We start from the raw sequence: 18,864 nt of genomic DNA on the forward strand, positions 1-18,864 counted from the left end.
GAGGGCGGCCGGCGGCCACGCAGGGCCCGTGAGCCCGCTCCTACGGCTTGACCGACTGGTAGTACCGCTTGGCGCCCTTCTGCAGCAGCAGGGGGTCGGTGTAGATCGCGGTGCGCAGGTCCACCAGCTGGGCCGCGTGTACCTCCTGGCCGATGTTGTCCCGGCTCTTGATGACCGTGCGGGTCAGCCACTCCGTCAGCCGGGGGTCCATGTCGGCGCGGGTGATGAGCAGGTTCGCCACGGCGATGGTGGGCACGGAGGAGCCCGCGACGTCCGGGTAGGCGTCGGCGGGCATCACGGAGGCCCGGTAGTGGATGAACGAGTCGTCCTCGTCGTGCAGTTGCGCCACGAGGTCGCCGTCGATCGGGATGAACCGGAACTCGTAGCCCGTGTCCGCCAGATCGCTCAGCCCCTTGGTGGGCAGGCCGCCCGACCAGAAGAAGGCGTCGATGCTTCCGTCGCGGAGCGCGTCGGGGCTGGTGCCGATGGTGTCGGGCCGTGCGTCGATGTCCTTGTCGATGTCCACCCCGTCCGCCGCCAGGACCCGCCCGGCTATCAGCCGTACGCCGGAGCCCTCGGGCCCCACGGCCACCCGCTTGCCCTTCAGATCCGCGATGCTCTGGATGGACGAGGTGAAGGGGACGACCACCTGCACATAGTCGTCGTACAGCCGTGCGAGGCCGCGCAGCTTGTCGGCACCGGGCCGTTCCTCGTCGAGGTACGTCTGCACGGCGTCGGCCGCGGCGATGGCGAAGTCGGCCTCTCCGGTGGCGACGCGCTGGACGTTCATCTGGGAGCCCTTGCTCTCGTCCAGATCGATCGTCAGGCGGGGCATGTCCTCGCCGACCGCGTTCTTCAGACGGGTGCCGTACGCCTGGTAGACGCCCCGGTCGGGTCCCGTGCTGAGGGTGATCGTCCCGCTCGGGGGCTCCTGGCTGGGCCACAGCCACCACGCCAGCAGCCCTAGGACCACCAGCGCGGCCGCCGAGCCGAGCAGCGCGCGACGCCCGCCGACGCGGGGGAGTACCTGGACCATGCGCGAGATCCTGCCAGTTCACCGGACCCGCCGAAAGGACCGGGGCCATCCGGTGCCGGCTCGTAACACTGGGGTGATGAGCGGTGCCGGCGCGGCGGTGCACGGTGCCGGGCCCGTCGTCCAGGGGCCCGGCACCGGTGCGTGGGGAACGGTCAGCGGCCGTTCGACACCGTCTCGCGGAGGCGGTCCAGCTCGGCGTACATGATCTCGCCGGGGCACTCCGTGGCCATCCAGTCCCGGTGACCGCTGATCTCCGAGACCTCCTTCTGCGTGCCGTTGACCGGGTTCGTGTACGTCACACGGGCCTGCGGGTCGACCCCGTGCAGCCGGACCAGGACGCGCACCAGACGGGTCAGCGCCCTCTGGGCGGCCTCCGTCGGCGCCTGCTCGGTGAGGTTGCCGAGGAGCGCGATACCGAGGTTGCCGGAGTTGAAGCCGCCGACGTGGAAGGCGGTCACCACCTTGCCCTCGGCGTCGTGGGCGGGCAGCCCGTCGTCACCGGAGTAGCGGCCCTCGTAGATACGGCCCTGCTCGTCGATGAGGAAGTGGTAGCCGATGTCGCCCCAGTCGTTGGTGATCGCGTGCATCTGGTAGATCGCGCGGACCGTGGCGGCCGGGTCGGGGTCGTTGTTGATGCCCGCGGTGTGGTGCACGGTGATCGTCTGGAACGGGTAGTACGCGGTCGGCGTGTTCTCCGTCCCGTCCGCCTTGAAGCGGAGCTTCTCGTCGGCGCCCCACGCGGCCCGCGAGAGGTACTGGACGCCCCGCACCCGGGTCGGGTCGGACGGCACGTCGAAGTCGCGGCCGGGCCCGTGCAAGGTGTCGAGCGCCAGCGAACGCAGCCCGGTGGCGCCGTCGGGTGCCTTGAGTTCGTAGCCGGAGGCCTGGTCGGCCGCGATCAGCAGACCGCCGCCGTTGGCCACCGAGCAGTCGCCCTCGCCGAACGCCTTCCACGCGCCCTGCTCGCCGTCGGTGCCCTTCAGTCGGATACCGCCGCCGGCGGTCCCGTCGGTGCCGCCCCAGCGGACACCCACATAGGCGATCGGGAAGGCGGTCTCGACGGGTGTCTCACCGGTGGCGGCCTCGCTGCGGGTCTTCGGGAAGGTCTCGGTCGTCGTACCGGCCTCGGTGCCGTTCGAGCCGTTCGAGCCGTTGGAATCGGCCGAGGTCGGCTCGGAGTCGCCGGTCGTCGCCATCACGGTCGGTGTGATCACGGCACCCGCCGCGACCGCGCCGGCGGCGCCGAGCACCGTTCGCCGGGTCATCCGGGACTTGGCGCGGTGCGTGGGAGTGGGGGCAGGGGTGGGGGGAACGCTCACTGTCGGTCCTCAATCGTTCGGGGTTGTTCTTGAAGACTCAAAGAAGCGTACGGAGCGTGGTCACTGTGGCCCGCACCACCCCCCTGCTACTGATGAGGCATCAGAAGCCCAGGCCGCAGAGGGATTTGCGGGCGCCGGGGTGGTGGGAGGAGGGACGGGGCAGTGAAGCGACGGGAGGAGGGGTGGGGCAGTGGGTCGATGGGAGGAGGGGCGGGACGGTGGGTCGATAGGCTCGTCGGATGAGTTCCTCTCCCGCCCGTCTGGTCCGCGAGTTCCACCACGCCTTCGGGCTCGACACCCGTACCGCGCCCACCGAGGTCTCACCCGAGCTGGCGGCCCACCGGGGCGAGTTGCTGGCGGAGGAGGCCGCGGAGGTGGCCGAGGTGTCCATCGAGGGCCCGCTCGACCGGCTGGCGCACGAACTGGCCGATGTCGTGTACGTGGCGTACGGCACCGCCCTGGTCCACGGCATCGACCTCGACGCCGTGATCGCCGAGATCCACCGCTCCAACATGACCAAGCTGGGCCCCGAAGGCCGCGTCGCCCGCCGCGCCGACGGCAAGGTGCTCAAGGGGGAGCACTACCGGGCACCGGACATCGCCGGCGTGCTGCGGGAGCAGGGCTGGACGGGGTGAGGGGCGGCCGGGACCGCCCTTGTCGTGCCTGGCCCGCATGGTCGTGACCTGCCCGCGTGGTCGTGACCTGCCCGCGTGCCCAGACTGGTCGTAGACGCATTTCCGGAACCGGAAGCATCCCCATGGAGGCGATCATGTTCGGTACGACGAAGGCGTTCAGCGGCTTCTCGGTGGACGACCTCGACGCGGCGAGGACGTTCTACGGCGAGACACTCGGGCTGCGGGTGTCCGACGAGGACGGTTACCTGGCCCTGCACATCGCGGGGGACCGGGACATCATGGTCTACCCCAAGGCCGACCACACCCCGGCGACGTTCACCATCCTCAACTTCCCCGTAGACGACATCGAAGCGGCTGTCGACGAGCTGACCCGCAAGGGCGTGGCCTTCGAGCGGTACGACCAGTTCGAGACCGACGAGAAGGGCATCTTCCGAGGTGAGGGCCCACTGATCGCCTGGTTCACGGACCCCGCCGGCAATGTGCTCTCCGTCGTCCAGGGGTCGATGTAGGCCCACCCCACCCCACGCGCGGGCGGCGCCGATGGTCATGCCGACGCCTTCGCCGGTCGTACCGCGTTCGTCGCGAAGCGGAGGTTGGGGTCGGCGACCGGCCCGTGCCGCAGCAGCTTGACGTCGGCCAGGTAGTCCCGGGACATGAGCCACGGGAAGCCGGGGCCCTGCTTGGGCAGCCGGTCCAGGGCACGCAGGACGTAGCCGGCTTCGAAGTCGAGCAACGGCCGGGTCTCCATGCCGGGCGGCAGGGCCGGGTGACAGCTGTCGTACCCGTAAGCGTCCATGTGCGCGAGCAAGCGGGCGAAGTGCTCACACAGGAGGCCGACCTTGAGCGTCCAGGACGAGTTGGTGTAGCCGATGGAGAACGCGAAGTTCGGCACATCGGTGAGCATCATGCCCTTGAACGCGACCTTCTCGGACAGGTCGACCGGGGTGCCGTCCACGGTGAGGTCGATACCGCCGAGCAACTGCAGATTCAGGCCGGTCGCCGTCACGACGACATCCGCCTCCAGACGCTTTCCGCTGGTGAGTAGGATGCCCTTCGCGGTGAACGTCTCGATGGTGTCGGTCACCACCGAGGCCCGGCCCGAGGAGATGGCCCGGAACAGGTCGCCGTCCGGAACCATGCACAGCCGCTGGTCCCACGGGTCGTAACGCGGGTTGAAGTGCTCGTCGACCGGATAGCCGGCCGGCAGTCTCCTGGCGTTCGTGCGGCGGATCAGCCGCCGCGTCGCCTTCGGGTACCGCTGGCACGATCGCCAGACCGCGCGTTGCACCAGCACATTCTTCCTGCGGATGATCGCATGGGCACGCCGGTCCGGAAGCACCTTGTACAGGACCGCCGCGATCCGGTCCTTCGCCGCCAGCGGCACGACATAGCCGGGCGAGCGCTGCAGCATGGTCACGTGGCGGGCGCGGCCGGACAGCGCGGGCACGAGGGTGACCGCGGTCGCGCCGCTGCCGATGACGACGACACGCTTGCCGGTGTGGTCGAGGTCCTCCGGCCAGTGCTGAGGGTGGACCACGAGCCCACCGGCCCGCTCGAACCGCTCACGGCCCGGGAAGTCGGGAACGTAACCCCGGTCGTAGCGGTAGTAGCCGGTGGCGCAGAACAGCCAGGCGCACCTGATCCGGCCCCGTTCGCCGGTCGCGGTGTTCTCGACGTCGACGGTCCATCGCGCCTCGGCGGTGCTCCAGGACGCGGCGACGACCTTCGTGCGGAAGCGGATGTGGTCGTGGATGCCGTTCTCGGTCGCGACCTCACGCAGATAGGCGAGGATGGCGTCGGCCGTGGCGATCGCGTCGCCCTTCCAGGGCTTGAACTCGTAGCCGAACGTGTACAGGTCGGAGTCCGACCGAATGCCGGGGTAGCGGTGCAGATCCCAGGTGCCGCCGATGGCGTCGCGCGCCTCGACCACGGCGTAGGTCCTCCCCGGCAGATCGCGCCGCAGATGGTACGCGGCACCGAGGCCGGAGATGCCCGCGCCGACGATCAGTACATCCACCTCGTCGAGCGGTGGGGCAGAGGCTGCGTCGTTCATGTCGAGGCTCCAGGGTCCGTCACCGGCGGGCGTCTCCACCAATGATCCGCACGCACGCCGGCCTCCGGACACCGGGGACGGGGTGCCGAGGAGACCGCCTACCCGTGATTCATGACCAGCGGCAGCGACATTCATGACCAGTGGCAGCGACCGGAGCCTCGCAGTGGACGTTCCCGCACCCAAGAGTTGTGAAATCCGCACCTACGGGTCGGCACTTTCACTTCTTCATTTGTTCGGGGCAACCCGGAACGGGTTCGGGACGCGGTGCGAGCGACGCGGTCCAAGCTGGTGTGCGAGGCGCGATGACCGGCCCGAGGCCTGTCGCCCGACACGGCGTTTTCGGCGGTGTGCGCAGGGGGCGTGGCGTAGCCACGTTTGTGATCACGTGTGGAGTGTCCGGCCCGCACATTTCGGTCGGGTGGGCTTTGCAGCCGGTCCGGCCCACATTGCGCCCTTGAAGGTGCGCTGCCCGACGACGTAGAAAGCTTCGGCCTTGCTCTGCACGAAAGCCGCGTACCACCGACGCATGGCGCCGGGCATCCCGGTCAACGCGAACGTCGACACGACGACATCCGCCTTGGTGCCGGCGAACGAGGCCAGCGCGTCGGTGTCCATGGCGTCGACGAACTCGACCTTGGCGAGCTGCTCCGGGCTGAGGTGAGCCGTGAGCCAGGACCGGCTGATCGCAAGCACGTCGGGCAGGCCGATGATGGCGTAGCGGCCGCAGCCCCGAGGACGAGCGTGAGCAGGGCCAGATTGGTCTCAACCGGTGTATCCACGATGGCACCTTGAATGGGTGGCGTGCTGTCCGTGAAGTGCTAGTCGCCGACGACCCGCTGGGAGGCTTCGGCCAGACCCTGTGCGCTGCCGAGGTCGTAGTAGCTGCAGCGGCTGACGGTCACGGTGACCGGCTGAGAACGGACGACTTCCAGCAGCCCGTCGGTGAGTCGGTATTCCCCCGACTCCTCGTGCTCGGCCACCGCGGCGAGAACCGAGAGGTAGCCGGCGGGGAAGGCGTACCTGCTGATGTTGATCAGAGCCTGGTCGCCGTCGAGGAGGCTGCTGTCCTTCTCGATGAGATCGGTCAGCAACAGCCGTCCGTCGGTCTCGGTCGTACGGAGGCGGCCGTAACGCTCCAGGGACGTCTTGGCCACGGGCTGGCCCACAAGCGCGTACCCGCCTTCGGCGTCGCGCCCCAGTTCCGCCAGGGTGGACCGGCCCGGCTCGTCCACGAGAAGGTCGTCGCTGGAGAGGAAGAAGAAACTGTCCCCGGCGATGAAGTCCTTCGCGAGCATCACCGGCAGGGCGGTGCCATAGCTGTCCTCCAGGGACTGCTCGATGTAGGTGATCGACGGGACTGAGCCGATCTCGTCGAGCGCGCGCGCCTTCTCCGCCCATCCGCGCCGGCTCAGCAGGGCGCGCAGCTCGCTGTCGTCGCCGTAGTACCGCTGGATCTGCGTGCTGCCCTTGCGTACCACGATCGCGATCTCTTCCACCCCGGCGGAAGCGCACTCGCGCACGATGTAGTCGATCGTCGGCCGGCGGCCGATCGGCAGCATCGCCTTCTCGATCACCTTCGTGATCGGGAACATGCGCGTACCCAGTCCTGCGGCGGCGATAACGGCCTTGCGAATGGTGGTCACAGGCGAACTCCTTGTGTCGTGACTCCGGGGGCGTCGGGCAGGGCCAGGCCATCGGACGGTCCGAGCCGCGCATCCGGCGATGCGGGGCGCCGTCCGCCTTCGGCACGCGCCTCGGCGAATGGATCACGATAACGCCGTGCGACGGAGTGCCACGAGAATCCGTCGACGGCTCGGCGCAGGGCGTTCGCCCCCGGCGTCGGCGCTCCGCCCCGTCCCCGATGATCTCCACCAGATGAGCTTCAAGCACGGCGTCGTCATCCGGCGGGACAAGCCAACCGTTGGCCGAATCGCCGTGGTCGACCACGAAGTCCACGGGCCCGCCGGTGCGGGTGGCCGCCACCGGCACATCGCTGGCCATCGCCTCTAGGTACATCAGCCCGAAGGACTCGTTGACCGGGGGAACGACGAGCGCGTCGACTGCGGGCAGAGCCTCGGCGAGATCGTCGTGTCCGCGCCAGCCGCAGAAGTACACGCGGTCGTCCACCCCGAGTTCGCGCGCCAACTCGACGGGATGGACCCCCTCGTGCTCACCGGGGAACCCGCCCCAGACGATCAGGCTCACACGCTCGGACATACGGGAGGTGACGCGGCGGACCCTGGACGTGGACTCCGGGAAGCGGTCCCTGGGGCCGCAGTCGTGAGTCGCCACGCGGGAGATGGCCGGTCCCCTGCACATCGCCTTCCACTCGCATCTGCCGTACGCCTACACGATCGACGGATTCCGCTTGGACGCACGGCGCGTGGTGGCCGCCCGAATCGCCGACCACATCCCCCCAGAGTGGCCGACCACCGGTTGACCGAGCGGGGCGTCCCCCGCCGCGACCTGAACAAGTACTCCACCCGCCGCAGCAACCACGAGGTCATCGCTGCGCGGCGCCTTCACCGACCCGGAGGTCACCAACCTGCTGCTCGACGGGCGGCCGGGTCCGGGCGGCCACACGTACACGGCCATCGTCGCGGGCCGCGGCTACGGTGCCGGTTCCGCGTGCGACTGTGCTGCCAAGGCCCAAGCTCTGGCGACCGGCTTGAGTACCTGTCCGTCGGCACCAACCCGGTCACGCTCCCCATCACGGGCAACGACGGCAGCCAGTCCGCTGCCGACCTCAGGCCGCGGAAAGGGAGCAGCTGCTGAGGCATGTCGGCGGTGAGCCGGCCGCCGGTCGGCGGCTCCGCGTCCCCGGAACCGCACGGGGCGGCGCATTTCCCTGGACGGCCTACCCTTGGCCCATGACCAGCAGCAGCGACCGGAGCCCGGCAGTGGACGTTCGATCATCCAAGACATACGAAGTACGCACCTATGGGTGTCAAATGAACGTTCACGACTCCGAACGCCTGTCCGGGCTCCTGGAGGAGGCCGGATATGTGCGCGCGCCCGAGGGCGGCGGCGAGGGGAACGCCGACGTCGTCGTGTTCAACACCTGCGCCGTACGCGAGAACGCCGACAACCGCCTCTACGGCAACCTCGGCCGGCTCGCCCCCATCAAGGCGGGTCGCCCCGGTATGCAGATCGCGGTCGGCGGCTGTCTGGCCCAGAAGGACCGCGACACCATCGTGAAGAAGGCGCCCTGGGTGGACGTGGTCTTCGGCACGCACAACATCGGCAAGCTGCCCGTCCTGCTGGAGCGCGCCCGCGTCCAGGACGAGGCCCAGGTCGAGATCGCCGAGTCCCTGGAGGCATTCCCCTCCACGCTGCCGACCCGCCGCGAGAGCGCCTACGCCGCCTGGGTCTCCATCTCCGTCGGCTGCAACAACACCTGCACGTTCTGCATCGTCCCGGCGCTGCGCGGCAAGGAGAAGGACCGCCGCACGGGCGACATCCTCGCCGAGATCGAGGCCCTCGTCGGCGAGGGCGTCTCCGAGATCACCCTGCTCGGCCAGAACGTCAACGCCTACGGCAGCGACATCGGCGACCGCCAGGCGTTCGGCAAGCTGCTGCGGGCCTGCGGCGGGATCGAGGGCCTGGAGCGCGTGCGCTTCACGTCTCCCCACCCCCGCGACTTCACCGACGACGTCATCGCCGCCATGGCCGAGACGCCGAATGTGATGCCGCAGCTCCACATGCCGCTCCAGTCCGGCTCGGACACGGTCCTCAAAGCGATGCGCCGCAGCTACCGCCAGGACCGCTACCTGGGGATCATCGAGAGGGTCCGTGCCGCGATGCCGGACGCCGCGATCTCGACCGACATCATCGTGGGCTTCCCCGGCGAGACCGACGAGGACTTCGAGCAGACCATGCACGTGGTCCGCGAGGCCCGCTTCACGAACGCCTTCACCTTCCAGTACTCCAAGCGCCCCGGCACCCCGGCCGCGACCATGGACCACCAGATCCCCAAGCACGTCGTCCAGGCCCGCTACGAGCGCCTCGTCGCCCTCCAGGAGGAGATCTCCTGGGAGGAGAACAAGAAGCAGGTGGGCCGCACCCTCGAACTGATGGTCGCCGAGGGCGAGGGCCGCAAGGACGGCGCCACCCGCCGCCTCTCCGGCCGCGCCCCCGACAACCGCCTGGTCCACTTCACCAAGCCGGAACAGGAGGTCCGCCCCGGCGACGTCGTCACCGTCGAGATCACCTACGCCGCCCCCCACCACCTCCTCGCCGAGGGCGCCGTCCTCGACGTACGCCGCACCCGCGCGGGCGACGCCTGGGAGAAGCGAAATGTCGAGAACACAGCTCCGGAGGAGAAGTCGGCGGGTGTGATGCTGGGTCTGCCCAAGGTCGGCGCCCCGGAGCCGCTGCCCGTGGCCACGGGTGGCTGCGGCGGTCACTGACGCCCCCGGCTACCGCTGCCGGAGACGCACGGTCGTGTGACGGCATCCGGCACGGTTCCGTGGATGGCACCCGCCCGGGAGCCGAGCGGGAACGTTACCCAGGGCCCGGCCCGGTGGGATTACCCTGCCGATCATGCTCCTCTCCGCCGCCGTCTGCCCCTGTCCGCCCTTGCTCGTGCCCGAGGTGGCCGCGGGGGCGGCGCCCGAGCTGGACGCCGCGCGGGACGCGTGCGCCGACGCGCTCGCCGCGCTCGCGGCCACCCGCCCCGACCGGCTGGTGGTCGTGGGCCCCGCCGAGGAGAACGGGGCGTACGAGGAGGGCGCGCGCGGCTCGTTCACGGGCTTCGGGGTGGACCTCGACGTCCGCCTGGGGCGCGGGGACGGTACGGCGGGGTCGGGCCCCGGCGCGAGCCCGGAACCCGTCCCTGGCCCTGCAACCGTCCCTGGCTCAGCCACCGGCGCGGGCCCTGCGACCGGCGTCGGCCCAGCCACCGGGGCGGGCCCGGCCCCGGAGGCGGCGCCCGCCGGACCGACGCTGCCCGCCTCCCTCGCGGTGGCTGCCTGGCTGCTGGACCGCGCCGACTGGTCCGGCGCCCCCGTACACGGTCTCGGCGTGGCGAAGGATCTCGCCCCAGAGCGCTGTATCCACATCGGAAGGGACCTCACCGGATCGGCCGAGCGAGTGGCCCTGCTCGTGATGGGAGACGCCAGCGCATGCCGCACCCTGAAGGCCCCGGGCTATCTCGACGACCGCGCGGCCGGCTTCGACGCCCGGATCGCTCAGGCGCTCGCCACCGCCGACATCGCCGCCCTCAAAACCCTCGACACCGTGCTGGCCCATGAACTCAAGGCCTCCGGCCGCGCCCCCTGGCAGATCCTCGCGGGCGCCGCTGAGCACACATCCCTGACCGGCACCCTCCTGTACGACGACGCCCCCTACGGCGTCGGCTACCTGGTGGCGACCTGGTCGCAGCCCTCGTAGTTCTTCGCGGCCTTCCGCAGCTCGCGTCGCCCTCGTAGCCCTTGGCTCGCGCCGGAGCTCGTACGTCGCGCGGCCCTCGTCGCGTCGGAGCGGCCGGACACGGCGGACGGCCGGGAGCGCCATGGCTCCGCGGCCGTCCGTCGATGTGAGGTGTTCAGGAAGCCGGAGGCGGTGGCGGTGGGGTCGCCCCGCCCGGTGGGGTCGGGGGCGTGGAGCCGCCACCCTCGCCTTCCTTGTGCGCGAGTCGGTCCATGGCGTGCTTCGCCTTGCCCGTGCCCGACTGGATCTTGCCGCTGTACTTCCCCTTGGTCCTCTTGTCGACCGCGTGCGCGGCCCTGTCGAGACCGTGGTGAATCCGGTCCTCGTGCTTCTGAGCGAGGTGCGAGACCTTGTCCTTGGCAGGGGAGAGTTTGGATTTCAAATTATCCTTCAGACCCATGGTTCACCTTCCCGCGCGGGTGACTTACTTACGGGCGCCCTCACCGGCCTCGTTGTCGGCGGCCTGTTCGGCGGTCTGCTGCTTGGGGATCTCCACCTCGTCCGCCGTACCGGCCGCCTCGGCTTCGCCCTCGATCTCGGCGCCGGCTTCGGCCTTGTTCGCCTTGTCCCTCGCCCGGCCTTCGGACGCCTCGTTCTCCGCGAGGTCGGTCTCGGAGGTCGCGGACTCGGCGGCCTTGGATTCCGCGGCCTCGGAAGTCCCGGAGGTCTCGGGGGTCATGGACTTGGTGGTCTCGGCCTCGGCGCCGTCCTCGGTCTTCTCGACCCCTTCCGCCTCGGTCTCGGCGGCCGTCTCGCCGGTCGGCTCGGCGGCGGCCTCGTCCGTGTCCTTTGCCTTTCGACGGAACAATGAAAAAACGCCCATATCGACCTCAATGCTACTCATGCGGGTTAATTCCCGCGCTTCCCGGAGCGTCCGATTGCGTCAGCCGGGTCACCGGCACTCGCACACCGCCGCTACGAACTCGCAACAGCAACGACCCCGGTCGCGCAGCGTCACGTAGTCCGTTCGAGAAGTGGCCCCGACATTTGCGAGACTGGGGCGGTGAGTAGCGCAGTTCCCGCCCCGCGGGTCATCGCCGTCGTCGGGCCGACCGCGGCGGGCAAGTCCGATCTCGGTGTCTTCCTGGCCCAGCGTCTCGGCGGCGAGGTCGTCAACGCCGACTCCATGCAGCTCTACCGGGGGATGGACATCGGCACCGCCAAGCTGACCCCCGAGGAGCGCCACGGAGTCCCGCACCACCTCCTGGACATCTGGGACGTCACGGAGGCCGCCTCCGTCGCCGAGTACCAGCGGCTCGCCAGGGCCCGTATCGACGCCCTGCTCGCCGAGGGCCGCTGGCCGATCCTGGTGGGCGGCTCCGGGCTGTACGTCCGGGGGGCCGTCGACAACCTGGAGTTCCCCGGCACCGACCCCGAGGTCCGTGCCCGCCTGGAGGAGGAGCTGTCGCTGCGCGGCTCCGGCGCCCTGCACGCCCGGCTCGCCGCCGCCGACCCCGAGGCCGCCCAGGCGATCCTGCCGAGCAACGGCCGTCGTATCGTCCGCGCCCTCGAAGTGATCGAGATCACCGGCAAGCCCTTCACCGCCAACCTCCCGGGCCACGACTCCGTCTACGACACCGTCCAGATAGGCGTCGACGTGGCACGCCCCGAACTCGACGAGCGCATCGCACGCCGGGTCGACCGGATGTGGGAGGCCGGACTGGTCGAGGAAGTGCGTGCACTGGAGGCGCAGGGGTTGCGTGAGGGGCGTACGGCGTCGCGCGCGCTCGGCTACCAGCAGGTCCTCACCGCGCTCTCCGGGCAGTGCACCATGGACGAGGCGCTCGCCGAGACCGTGCGTGCCACCAAGCGCTTCGCGCGCCGTCAGGATTCATGGTTCAGACGCGACCCCAGGGTGCATTGGCTCAAGGGAGGTGTCGCGGACCTGACGGAACTCCCGCAGACCGCACTGGCGTTGGTCGAACGACCGGTCACAGCCTGATCACGTCATGGCATCGGGTCGCCCCGGCGGTCATCCGGGCCTGCGGGGGCGTGCCATCATCGAGCTTCGATCGACCAAGTGGAGTCCGAGTTGGGAGGGCGCGTGGCGATGGAGGCCGGCCCTCGCGACACCGCACAAGGCACGGAGCAGGGCACCTCGGAAGACGGGGACCAGCTGGTTACCGAGGGGTACGCACTGGACCCCGACGGCGAACCGCTGAGCCCCGACGGGCCCGACGACCAGCCTTCGGACGGTGTGAGCGACGACGGACCGGAACCGGACGAGATGTCCGCGCCGGAGGTCGAGGTCGAGTTGCGCCCGCAGCGCAGACTGCGGCTGTGGCAGCTCGCGCCCATCGTGGGCCTCGCCGCGGTCGGCTCCCTGATGTTCGCCTTCCCGCTCGCCTTCGAGTTCGGTGACGGCGGCGCCGTGGTCGCCATGCTCGGCCTGCTGATCTGCTCCACCGCCGCCGGCTGGGGCATGATGGCCGCCCGCAAGGTCGGCTACACCTGGCCCGGCCTGCCCCCGAAGGGCTCCGGCCGCCGCCCCGACTGGCGCGTGGCCCTCGCGTACGCCCTGGTCGTCGCCGCCATCGCCGTACTGGCGGTGTGGCGGGTGGCCCGACTGCGGTAGCGCTCCGCTTGAAGCGCCGATTGTGCGGCTCCGCCGCGGGACCGCGCTGGGCAGTCGTTTGTCTGCGGCGCCGTCTTGGCTGGTCGCGCCCACGCGGCGGAGCCGCACATCGACACAGCCCCGCGCCCCTTCGGGGCGCAGCTGACTTCGCACGACCTGCTTGGCGCGCCGCCGGGCGCGTGACGAGGAGCCCGGCGGCCATCGGACTCCGGCCGGCGACGCGCTGTCGTAGCCAGCCCGTACGATCGAGGGATGAGCACGCGGATCGCCTTCCTCAAGGGTCACGGCACGGAGAACGACTTCGTGATCGTCCCGGACCCCGAGAACGTCATCGACCTCTCCCCGGCCGCCGTCGCCGCCCTGTGCGACCGGCGCGCGGGCATCGGAGGCGACGGCGTGCTGCATGTCGTACGCTCCGCCGCGCACCCCGAGGCCGAGGAGATGGCCGCCGAGGCGGAGTGGTTCATGGACTACCGCAACGGCGACGGCTCGATCGCCGAGATGTGCGGCAACGGCGCCCGCGTCTTCGCCCGGTACCTCCAGCACGCCGGACACGTCACCGAGGGAGACCTCGCCATCGCCACGCGCGGGGGCGTGAAGACCGTCCACATCGCCAAGACCGCCTCCGACGGCGGCTCCGCCACGGGCGACATCACCATCGGCATGGGCAGAGCGCGCTTCCCCGAAGGGGACGTCACCGTGAGCGTCGGCGAGCGCAGCTGGCCCGCGCGGAACGTGAACATGGGCAACCCGCACGCGGTCGCCTTCGTCGACGACCTCACCGACGCCGGCGACCTGTACGCACCGCCGCCCTTCAGCCCGGCCGCCGCCTACCCGGACGGGGTCAACGTCGAGTTCGTCGTCGACCGGGGCCCCCGTCATGTCGCGATGCGCGTCCATGAGCGTGGCGCCGGGGAGACCCGCTCCTGCGGCACGGGCGCGTGCGCGGTCGCCGTGGCCGCCGCCCGCCGTGACGGCGCCGACCCGGCCGCGACCGGCACCCCGGTCACCTACACCGTCGACGTGCCTGGCGGCACCCTCGTGATCACCGAGCGACCCGACGGCGAGATCGAGATGACCGGCCCCGCGGTGATCGTCGCCGAAGGTGAGATCGATCCCAAGTGGCTGGAAGACGTGGCACGTTGAGATGGTGTCAGGCTTGACATGACGGCGCCCGGAGCTGAGGCGCCGTCACTGTCCAAGTCAGTAAGGCGTTCAGTGTTTCGAATCCACGGAACGCCCCCGGTGTAGTGGCTCGAAACCGTAAACGTCAGAACCTTCCCTCGAATGGGTGATCCGTTTCACGCTCGGTGGGAGGCGGTCGGACGAGCGTGGTGGGCTCGGTAGCATCAAGCACCGGCACGGACGGGGGAACGACACGAAACCCCGAGCCGCCGCACGCCCTGGGGCACCCGTCCGCCGGTCAACGCAGCCGGAGGTGCCCATGAGCGCGGAGGCCACGAACCCCGCCGTAACGCCCGCCCCTGCGCCGCCCACAGCGCACCGCAGGAAGGGCCGACCCCGTATCGACCTGCGCCGTCTGGGCCGCGCCGCACTCCTGGGCCCCACGACCCGTGACCGTCTGCCCGACGCCATCAGCCATGTCGTCGAGGCCCACCGCGCCCACCATCCCGACGCCGACCCCGACATCCTGGGCCGTGCCTATGTCCTCGCGGAGTCCTCGCACCGCGGCCAGATGCGCAAGAGCGGCGAGCCGTACATCACCCACCCCCTCGCCGTGACGCTGATCCTCGCCGAACTCGGCGCGGAGACCACGACCCTGACGGCGTCCCTGCTCCACGACACCGTCGAGGACACCGATGTGACGCTCGATCAGGTGCGCGAGCAGTTCGGTGAGGAGGTGCGCTATCTCGTCGACGGCGTCACCAAGTTGGAGAAGGTCGACTACGGCGCCGCCGCCGAGCCCGAGACCTTCCGCAAGATGCTCGTCGCCACCGGCAACGACGTCCGCGTGATGTCGATCAAACTCGCCGACCGCCTGCACAACATGCGCACCCTCGGAGTGATGCGCCCCGAGAAGCAGGAACGCATCGCCAAGGTCACCAAGGACGTCCTCATCCCCCTCGCCGAACGCCTCGGCGTCCAGGCGCTCAAGACCGAGCTGGAGGACCTCGTCTTCGCGATCCTCCACCCCGAGGAGTACGAGCACACCCGCGAACTCATCGTCGACAACGCGGCCCAGGACAACGACCCGCTCGCCGCGACCGCCGACGACGTGCGCGGAGTGCTGCGCGAGGCCGGAATCCAGGCCGAAGTCGTCATCCGGCCACGCCACTTCGTCTCCGTGCACCGCGTGTCCCGAAAACGCGGACGACTGCGCGGCACCGACTTCGGGCGCCTGCTGGTGCTCGTGGCCGAGGACGCCGACTGCTACGCCGTCCTCGGCGAGTTGCACACCTGTCTGACGCCCGTCGTCTCGGAGTTCAAGGACTTCATCGCCGTACCGAAGTTCAACCTCTACCAGTCGCTGCACACGGCCGTCGCCCGCGAGGACGGACAGGTCGCCGAAGTCCTCATCCGCACCCACCAGATGCACAAGGTCGCCGAGGCCGGCGTCGTCGCCCTGGGCAATCCCTACGCGCCTCCCGCGGAGGAGCAGACCGACGGCGAGCGGGCCGACGGAGAGGGGGCCGGCGGTCAGAGTTCCGGCGGTCAGGGTTCCGGCGCCGAGGGGGAGCGCGTCGATCCCACGCGCCCCGGCTGGCTCTCCCGGCTCCTCGACTGGCAGGAGGCCGCGCCGGACACCGACATGTTCTGGTCGAGCCTGCGCGAGGACCTCGCCCAGGACCGCGAGATCACCGTCTTCCGGCCCGACGGGGGCGCGTTGGGGCTCCCCGAGGGCGCCAGTTGCGTGGACGCCGCGTACGCCCAGTACGGCGAGGACGGGCACGCCTGCATCGGCGCCCGCGTCAACGGCCGTCTCGCGACCCTGAGCACGGTCCTGAAGGACGGCGACACCGTCCAGCTCCTCATGGGCCAGGACCCCGCCTCCGAGCCCTCCCGGGAATGGCTGGAGCACGCCCACACCCCCGCCGCGCGCATCGCCATCCAGCGCTGGCTCTCCACCCACCCCCAGCCCGCCGCCGACGAGGAGGAAGCCCTCACCGCCGAGCGCAAGGACGAGACCCCGGCTCCCCGCCCCACCCCCGGCGAGCCGCCCGCCACCGCCGGGGCCACCAACGCCGCGGTCGTCGTCGACCGTCCCGGCGCGCACGTCCGCCTCGCCGGCTGCTGCACGCCCGTACCGCCCGACGAGGTCACCGGCTTCGCCGTGCGCGGGGGAGTGGTCACCGTGCACCGCGTCGAGTGCGCCGCCGTGGCGCGCATGAAGGGCCTGGGGCGCGCGGCGGTCGATGTGCGCTGGGGGGAGACCACCGAGTTCCGGGTCACCCTGGTCGCCGAATCCTTCCAGCGCCCCCACCTCCTCGCCGACCTCACCGAGGCCATCGCCCTGGAAGGCGTCGCCATTGTCTCGGCCACCGTCGAACCCCCGACCCAGCAGCACGTCCGCCACACCTACACGCTGCAACTCCCGGACGCCGCCCACCTCCCGGGCCTCATGCGCGCCATGCGGAACGTTCCGGGCGTGTACGACGTCGGCCGGGCCCAGCACCAGGCGGCGACCGCGTCACGGTGAGACCGGGGCGGCCCCTTCGGGGTCACCCGGAGGGCCCGTGCGAACCCTCCGGGACGGCGGCGAGGGGTGGCTCGCCATGAGTCCTCTGGGCGGACGTCGGCCGAGGGAGCGCTCGTTATGAGTCCTCGGGCCGGACGTCGGCCGAGGGAGCGCTCGCTACCAGCCCTCGGGGCCGGAAGGCGGCGACGGACCCGCGCCGGGCACGGAGACCACCCGGAGGGCCGTGTTCCGAGGCCGGCGGGCGGCCCCGCAGGGCCTCGTTCGAGTGGGCCCGCTGCGCGTCGGCGGCGCGATACGAAGGCTCGCTGGTAGCGGTGATCCATGCCGCTCACCCCACCCTCCAGCGCCCGCCGTACGCCCCTCGCCCTGGCCTCCAGGACCGGCCGCACCAAGGCCGCGCTGCTCGCCTCCGCCGTCTCCGTCTGCCTGATCGCCGCGAGCGCGCCCTCACCGGCCGTACCCCTCGGCATCGGCGACCGGCTCTTCCCCCACCTCGGCAACCCGGGCTACGACGTGCGGTCGTACGACCTCGCCTTCACCTACCCAGGCAGCAACCGACAGCCGCTCACAGCGGTCACCACGATCGACGCCCGGACCACAGCTCCGCTCGAACTGATCAATCTTGACTTCACACACGGAACGGTGCGGTCGGTCGAGGTCGACGGGGCACCCGCCGCCTTCACCAACGCCGGCGAGGACCTGGTGATCACACCCAAGGAGGCCCTCCCGGAGGGCAGCTCGGTGCGCATCACCGTGCGGCACACCAGCGACCCCGTGTACAGCGGCGGAGTGGAGGGCGGCTGGCTGCGGACCGCAGACGGGCTCGCCATGGCCAACCAGGCCGACGCCGCCCATGTGGTGTTCCCGTGCAATGACCACCCCTCCGACAAGGCCATGTTCACCGTCCGCGTCACCGCCCCCGACGGCTACACGGCCGTCTCCAACGGCCTGGCCACCGGCAAGGACAGCACCTTGGGGACCACCACCTGGACGTACCGCACCGAGCACCCCATGGCCACCGAACTGGCCCAGATCTCCATCGGCCGCTCCGCCGTACTGCACCGGGCCGGACCGCACGGCCTGCCGGTGCGGGACGTGGTCCCGGAGAAGGACCGCGAGAAGCTCGAACCATGGCTGAAGAAGACACCGGCCCAGATCCAGTGGATGGAGGACAAGGTCGGGCGCTACCCCTTCGAGACGTACGGCGTGCTGATCGCCGAGGCGCAGACCGGGTTCGAACTGGAGACACAGACGCTCTCTCTCTTCGAGAGAGAGCTGTTCACGCGCCCCGAGTACCCGAAGTGGTACGTCGAGTCGATCATGGTGCACGAACTGGCCCACCAGTGGTTCGGCAACAGCGTCAGCCCCCGCACCTGGTCCGACCTGTGGCTCAACGAGGGACACGCCACCTGGTACGAGGCCCTGTACGCCGAGGAGACGGCCCGACGGCCCATGGCGGACCGTATGAAGGCCGCCTACAGCGCCTCCGACCGCTGGCGCGTCGCCGGGGGACCGCCCGCGGCGCCCAAGGAGCCCAAGAACGGCCAGAAGATCGGCATCTTCCGGGCCAACGTCTACGACGGGGCCGCGCTCTTCCTGTACGCCCTGCGCCAGGAGATCGGCCGCCCCGCCTTCGAACGCCTCCAGCGGACCTGGGTCACCCTCCACCGCGACGGCGTCGCCTCCACCGCCGACTTCCAGCGACTCGCCTCCACGCTGACCGGGCGCGACCTGAGCGCGTTCTTCCACGCCTGGCTGTACGGGGAGAAGACCCCGCCTATGCCGGGGCACCCGGACTGGAAGTCGGCTGCCCCTGCGGCCGCCCAGGCGTCGGTGAAGAGGCAGCAGGGCAGGGGGCTCGGTGCTCAAGGGGCACCGCGCCCGCAGGGGCTACAGGGGCCACAGGGGCTACAGGGACCGCACGGGCACGGTCCGGGAGGCCATGTGCATGCCGGGCATCACCCGGCGGTCCCCGGGGAATAACCCGCGTGACGAGACGGGGCGTGCCGTGCGACCATCTTCGGGTCGGCGGCGCGGCCCACACCCGATCCGGTGACGGGCATGTCCCCTAGGGGCAGGCTCAGGGTCGGCCGAGGCCGGTTCCGGGAATCCCCGGGACGGCCCGGGCGTTGTCGCCAGTGACGGATCGCGGTCCGTC

General features: G+C 70.6%; 17 protein-coding genes and 1 pseudogene. 10 read left to right on the forward strand and 8 right to left on the reverse strand.

Annotated features, from left to right (window positions below; translation table 11 throughout):
• Positions 1 to 40: 40 nt before the first annotated feature.
• Together ACWD4G_RS31260 and ACWD4G_RS31265 are read right to left on the reverse strand one after the other, a co-directional pair.
• Positions 41 to 1,036: a TAXI family TRAP transporter solute-binding subunit gene (locus tag ACWD4G_RS31260; RefSeq protein ID WP_451299339.1), complete on the reverse strand. Its 996-nt coding sequence runs from the start codon at positions 1,034 to 1,036 to the stop codon at positions 41 to 43.
• Positions 1,037 to 1,188: 152 nt separating this feature from the next.
• Positions 1,189 to 2,355 (reverse strand): peptidoglycan recognition protein family protein, encoded by a 1,167-nt coding sequence (locus ACWD4G_RS31265; RefSeq protein WP_451299341.1) that lies wholly within the window; start codon positions 2,353 to 2,355, stop codon positions 1,189 to 1,191.
• A gap of 239 nt (positions 2,356 to 2,594) precedes the next feature.
• Between ACWD4G_RS31265 and ACWD4G_RS31270 the strand changes: the two genes are divergently transcribed.
• Both ACWD4G_RS31270 and ACWD4G_RS31275 read left to right on the forward strand, forming a co-directional pair.
• Positions 2,595 to 2,990, forward strand: coding sequence for a pyrophosphohydrolase domain-containing protein (locus tag ACWD4G_RS31270; protein WP_451299343.1), 396 nt, complete (start codon positions 2,595 to 2,597; stop codon positions 2,988 to 2,990).
• A gap of 134 nt (positions 2,991 to 3,124) precedes the next feature.
• Positions 3,125 to 3,499: a VOC family protein gene (locus ACWD4G_RS31275; protein ID WP_451299345.1), complete on the forward strand. Its 375-nt coding sequence runs from the start codon at positions 3,125 to 3,127 to the stop codon at positions 3,497 to 3,499.
• Between the two features lie 35 nt (positions 3,500 to 3,534).
• On the opposite strand, the gene ACWD4G_RS31280 is transcribed toward ACWD4G_RS31275, so the two are convergent.
• The 4 genes and pseudogenes from ACWD4G_RS31280 to ACWD4G_RS31295 form a co-directional block, all read right to left on the reverse strand.
• Positions 3,535 to 5,043, reverse strand: a complete 1,509-nt coding sequence (locus ACWD4G_RS31280) for a flavin-containing monooxygenase (RefSeq protein ID WP_451299347.1) — start codon at positions 5,041 to 5,043, stop codon at positions 3,535 to 3,537.
• A 381-nt stretch (positions 5,044 to 5,424) separates the two neighbouring features.
• A complete protein-coding gene (locus ACWD4G_RS31285) occupies positions 5,425 to 5,736 on the reverse strand; it encodes a hypothetical protein (protein ID WP_451299349.1) in 312 nt (103 codons plus the stop codon).
• Between the two features lie 125 nt (positions 5,737 to 5,861).
• The gene (locus tag ACWD4G_RS31290; protein ID WP_451299351.1) at positions 5,862 to 6,686 is read right to left on the reverse strand and encodes a sugar phosphate nucleotidyltransferase; all 825 of its coding nucleotides are present in this window, start codon (positions 6,684 to 6,686) and stop codon (positions 5,862 to 5,864) included.
• Positions 6,687 to 6,888: 202 nt separating this feature from the next.
• Positions 6,889 to 7,362 (reverse strand): annotated as a pseudogene (locus ACWD4G_RS31295) (glycosyltransferase); the annotation flags it as partial.
• Here ACWD4G_RS31295 and ACWD4G_RS31300 point away from each other — a divergent pair.
• From ACWD4G_RS31300 to ACWD4G_RS31310, 3 genes are all read left to right on the forward strand, one after another.
• On the forward strand, positions 7,343 to 7,483 hold the full coding sequence (locus ACWD4G_RS31300) for a hypothetical protein (RefSeq protein WP_451299353.1): 141 nt from the start codon (positions 7,343 to 7,345) through the stop codon (positions 7,481 to 7,483). The pseudogene ACWD4G_RS31295 and the gene ACWD4G_RS31300 overlap by 20 nt on opposite strands.
• Before the next feature lie 430 nt (positions 7,484 to 7,913).
• On the forward strand, positions 7,914 to 9,452 hold the full coding sequence (gene miaB, locus ACWD4G_RS31305) for a tRNA (N6-isopentenyl adenosine(37)-C2)-methylthiotransferase MiaB (RefSeq protein WP_451299355.1): 1,539 nt from the start codon (positions 7,914 to 7,916) through the stop codon (positions 9,450 to 9,452).
• 133 nt (positions 9,453 to 9,585) lie between these two features.
• Entirely contained in the window at positions 9,586 to 10,434 is an 849-nt protein-coding gene (locus ACWD4G_RS31310; RefSeq protein ID WP_451299357.1) for a class III extradiol dioxygenase subunit B-like domain-containing protein, read from the forward strand.
• 154 nt (positions 10,435 to 10,588) lie between these two features.
• Here ACWD4G_RS31310 and ACWD4G_RS31315 read toward each other — a convergent pair whose 3' ends face one another.
• Both ACWD4G_RS31315 and ACWD4G_RS31320 read right to left on the reverse strand, forming a co-directional pair.
• Positions 10,589 to 10,873, reverse strand: a complete 285-nt coding sequence (locus ACWD4G_RS31315) for an antitoxin (protein WP_451299359.1) — start codon at positions 10,871 to 10,873, stop codon at positions 10,589 to 10,591.
• Positions 10,874 to 10,897: 24 nt separating this feature from the next.
• The gene (locus ACWD4G_RS31320; protein ID WP_451299361.1) at positions 10,898 to 11,317 is read right to left on the reverse strand and encodes a hypothetical protein; all 420 of its coding nucleotides are present in this window, start codon (positions 11,315 to 11,317) and stop codon (positions 10,898 to 10,900) included.
• 159 nt (positions 11,318 to 11,476) lie between these two features.
• On the opposite strand from ACWD4G_RS31320, the gene miaA reads away from it, so the two are divergent.
• From miaA to ACWD4G_RS31345, 5 genes are all read left to right on the forward strand, one after another.
• On the forward strand, positions 11,477 to 12,415 hold the full coding sequence (miaA, locus tag ACWD4G_RS31325) for a tRNA (adenosine(37)-N6)-dimethylallyltransferase MiaA (RefSeq protein WP_451299363.1): 939 nt from the start codon (positions 11,477 to 11,479) through the stop codon (positions 12,413 to 12,415).
• Between the two features lie 102 nt (positions 12,416 to 12,517).
• Positions 12,518 to 13,048: a hypothetical protein gene (locus tag ACWD4G_RS31330; protein ID WP_451299365.1), complete on the forward strand. Its 531-nt coding sequence runs from the start codon at positions 12,518 to 12,520 to the stop codon at positions 13,046 to 13,048.
• 252 nt (positions 13,049 to 13,300) lie between these two features.
• The gene (dapF, locus tag ACWD4G_RS31335; RefSeq protein ID WP_451299367.1) at positions 13,301 to 14,194 is read left to right on the forward strand and encodes a diaminopimelate epimerase; all 894 of its coding nucleotides are present in this window, start codon (positions 13,301 to 13,303) and stop codon (positions 14,192 to 14,194) included.
• 298 nt (positions 14,195 to 14,492) lie between these two features.
• Complete coding sequence (locus ACWD4G_RS31340; RefSeq protein ID WP_451299369.1) at positions 14,493 to 16,706, forward strand: RelA/SpoT family protein; 2,214 nt, start codon at positions 14,493 to 14,495, stop codon at positions 16,704 to 16,706.
• A 321-nt stretch (positions 16,707 to 17,027) separates the two neighbouring features.
• Positions 17,028 to 18,689 carry a M1 family metallopeptidase gene (locus tag ACWD4G_RS31345; RefSeq protein ID WP_451299371.1) on the forward strand — a complete coding sequence of 554 codons (1,662 nt, stop codon included), beginning with the start codon at positions 17,028 to 17,030 and terminating at the stop codon, positions 18,687 to 18,689.
• Positions 18,690 to 18,864: the final 175 nt, after the last annotated feature.

The sequence above is a fragment of the Streptomyces sp. NPDC002643 genome (assembly GCF_053592555.1).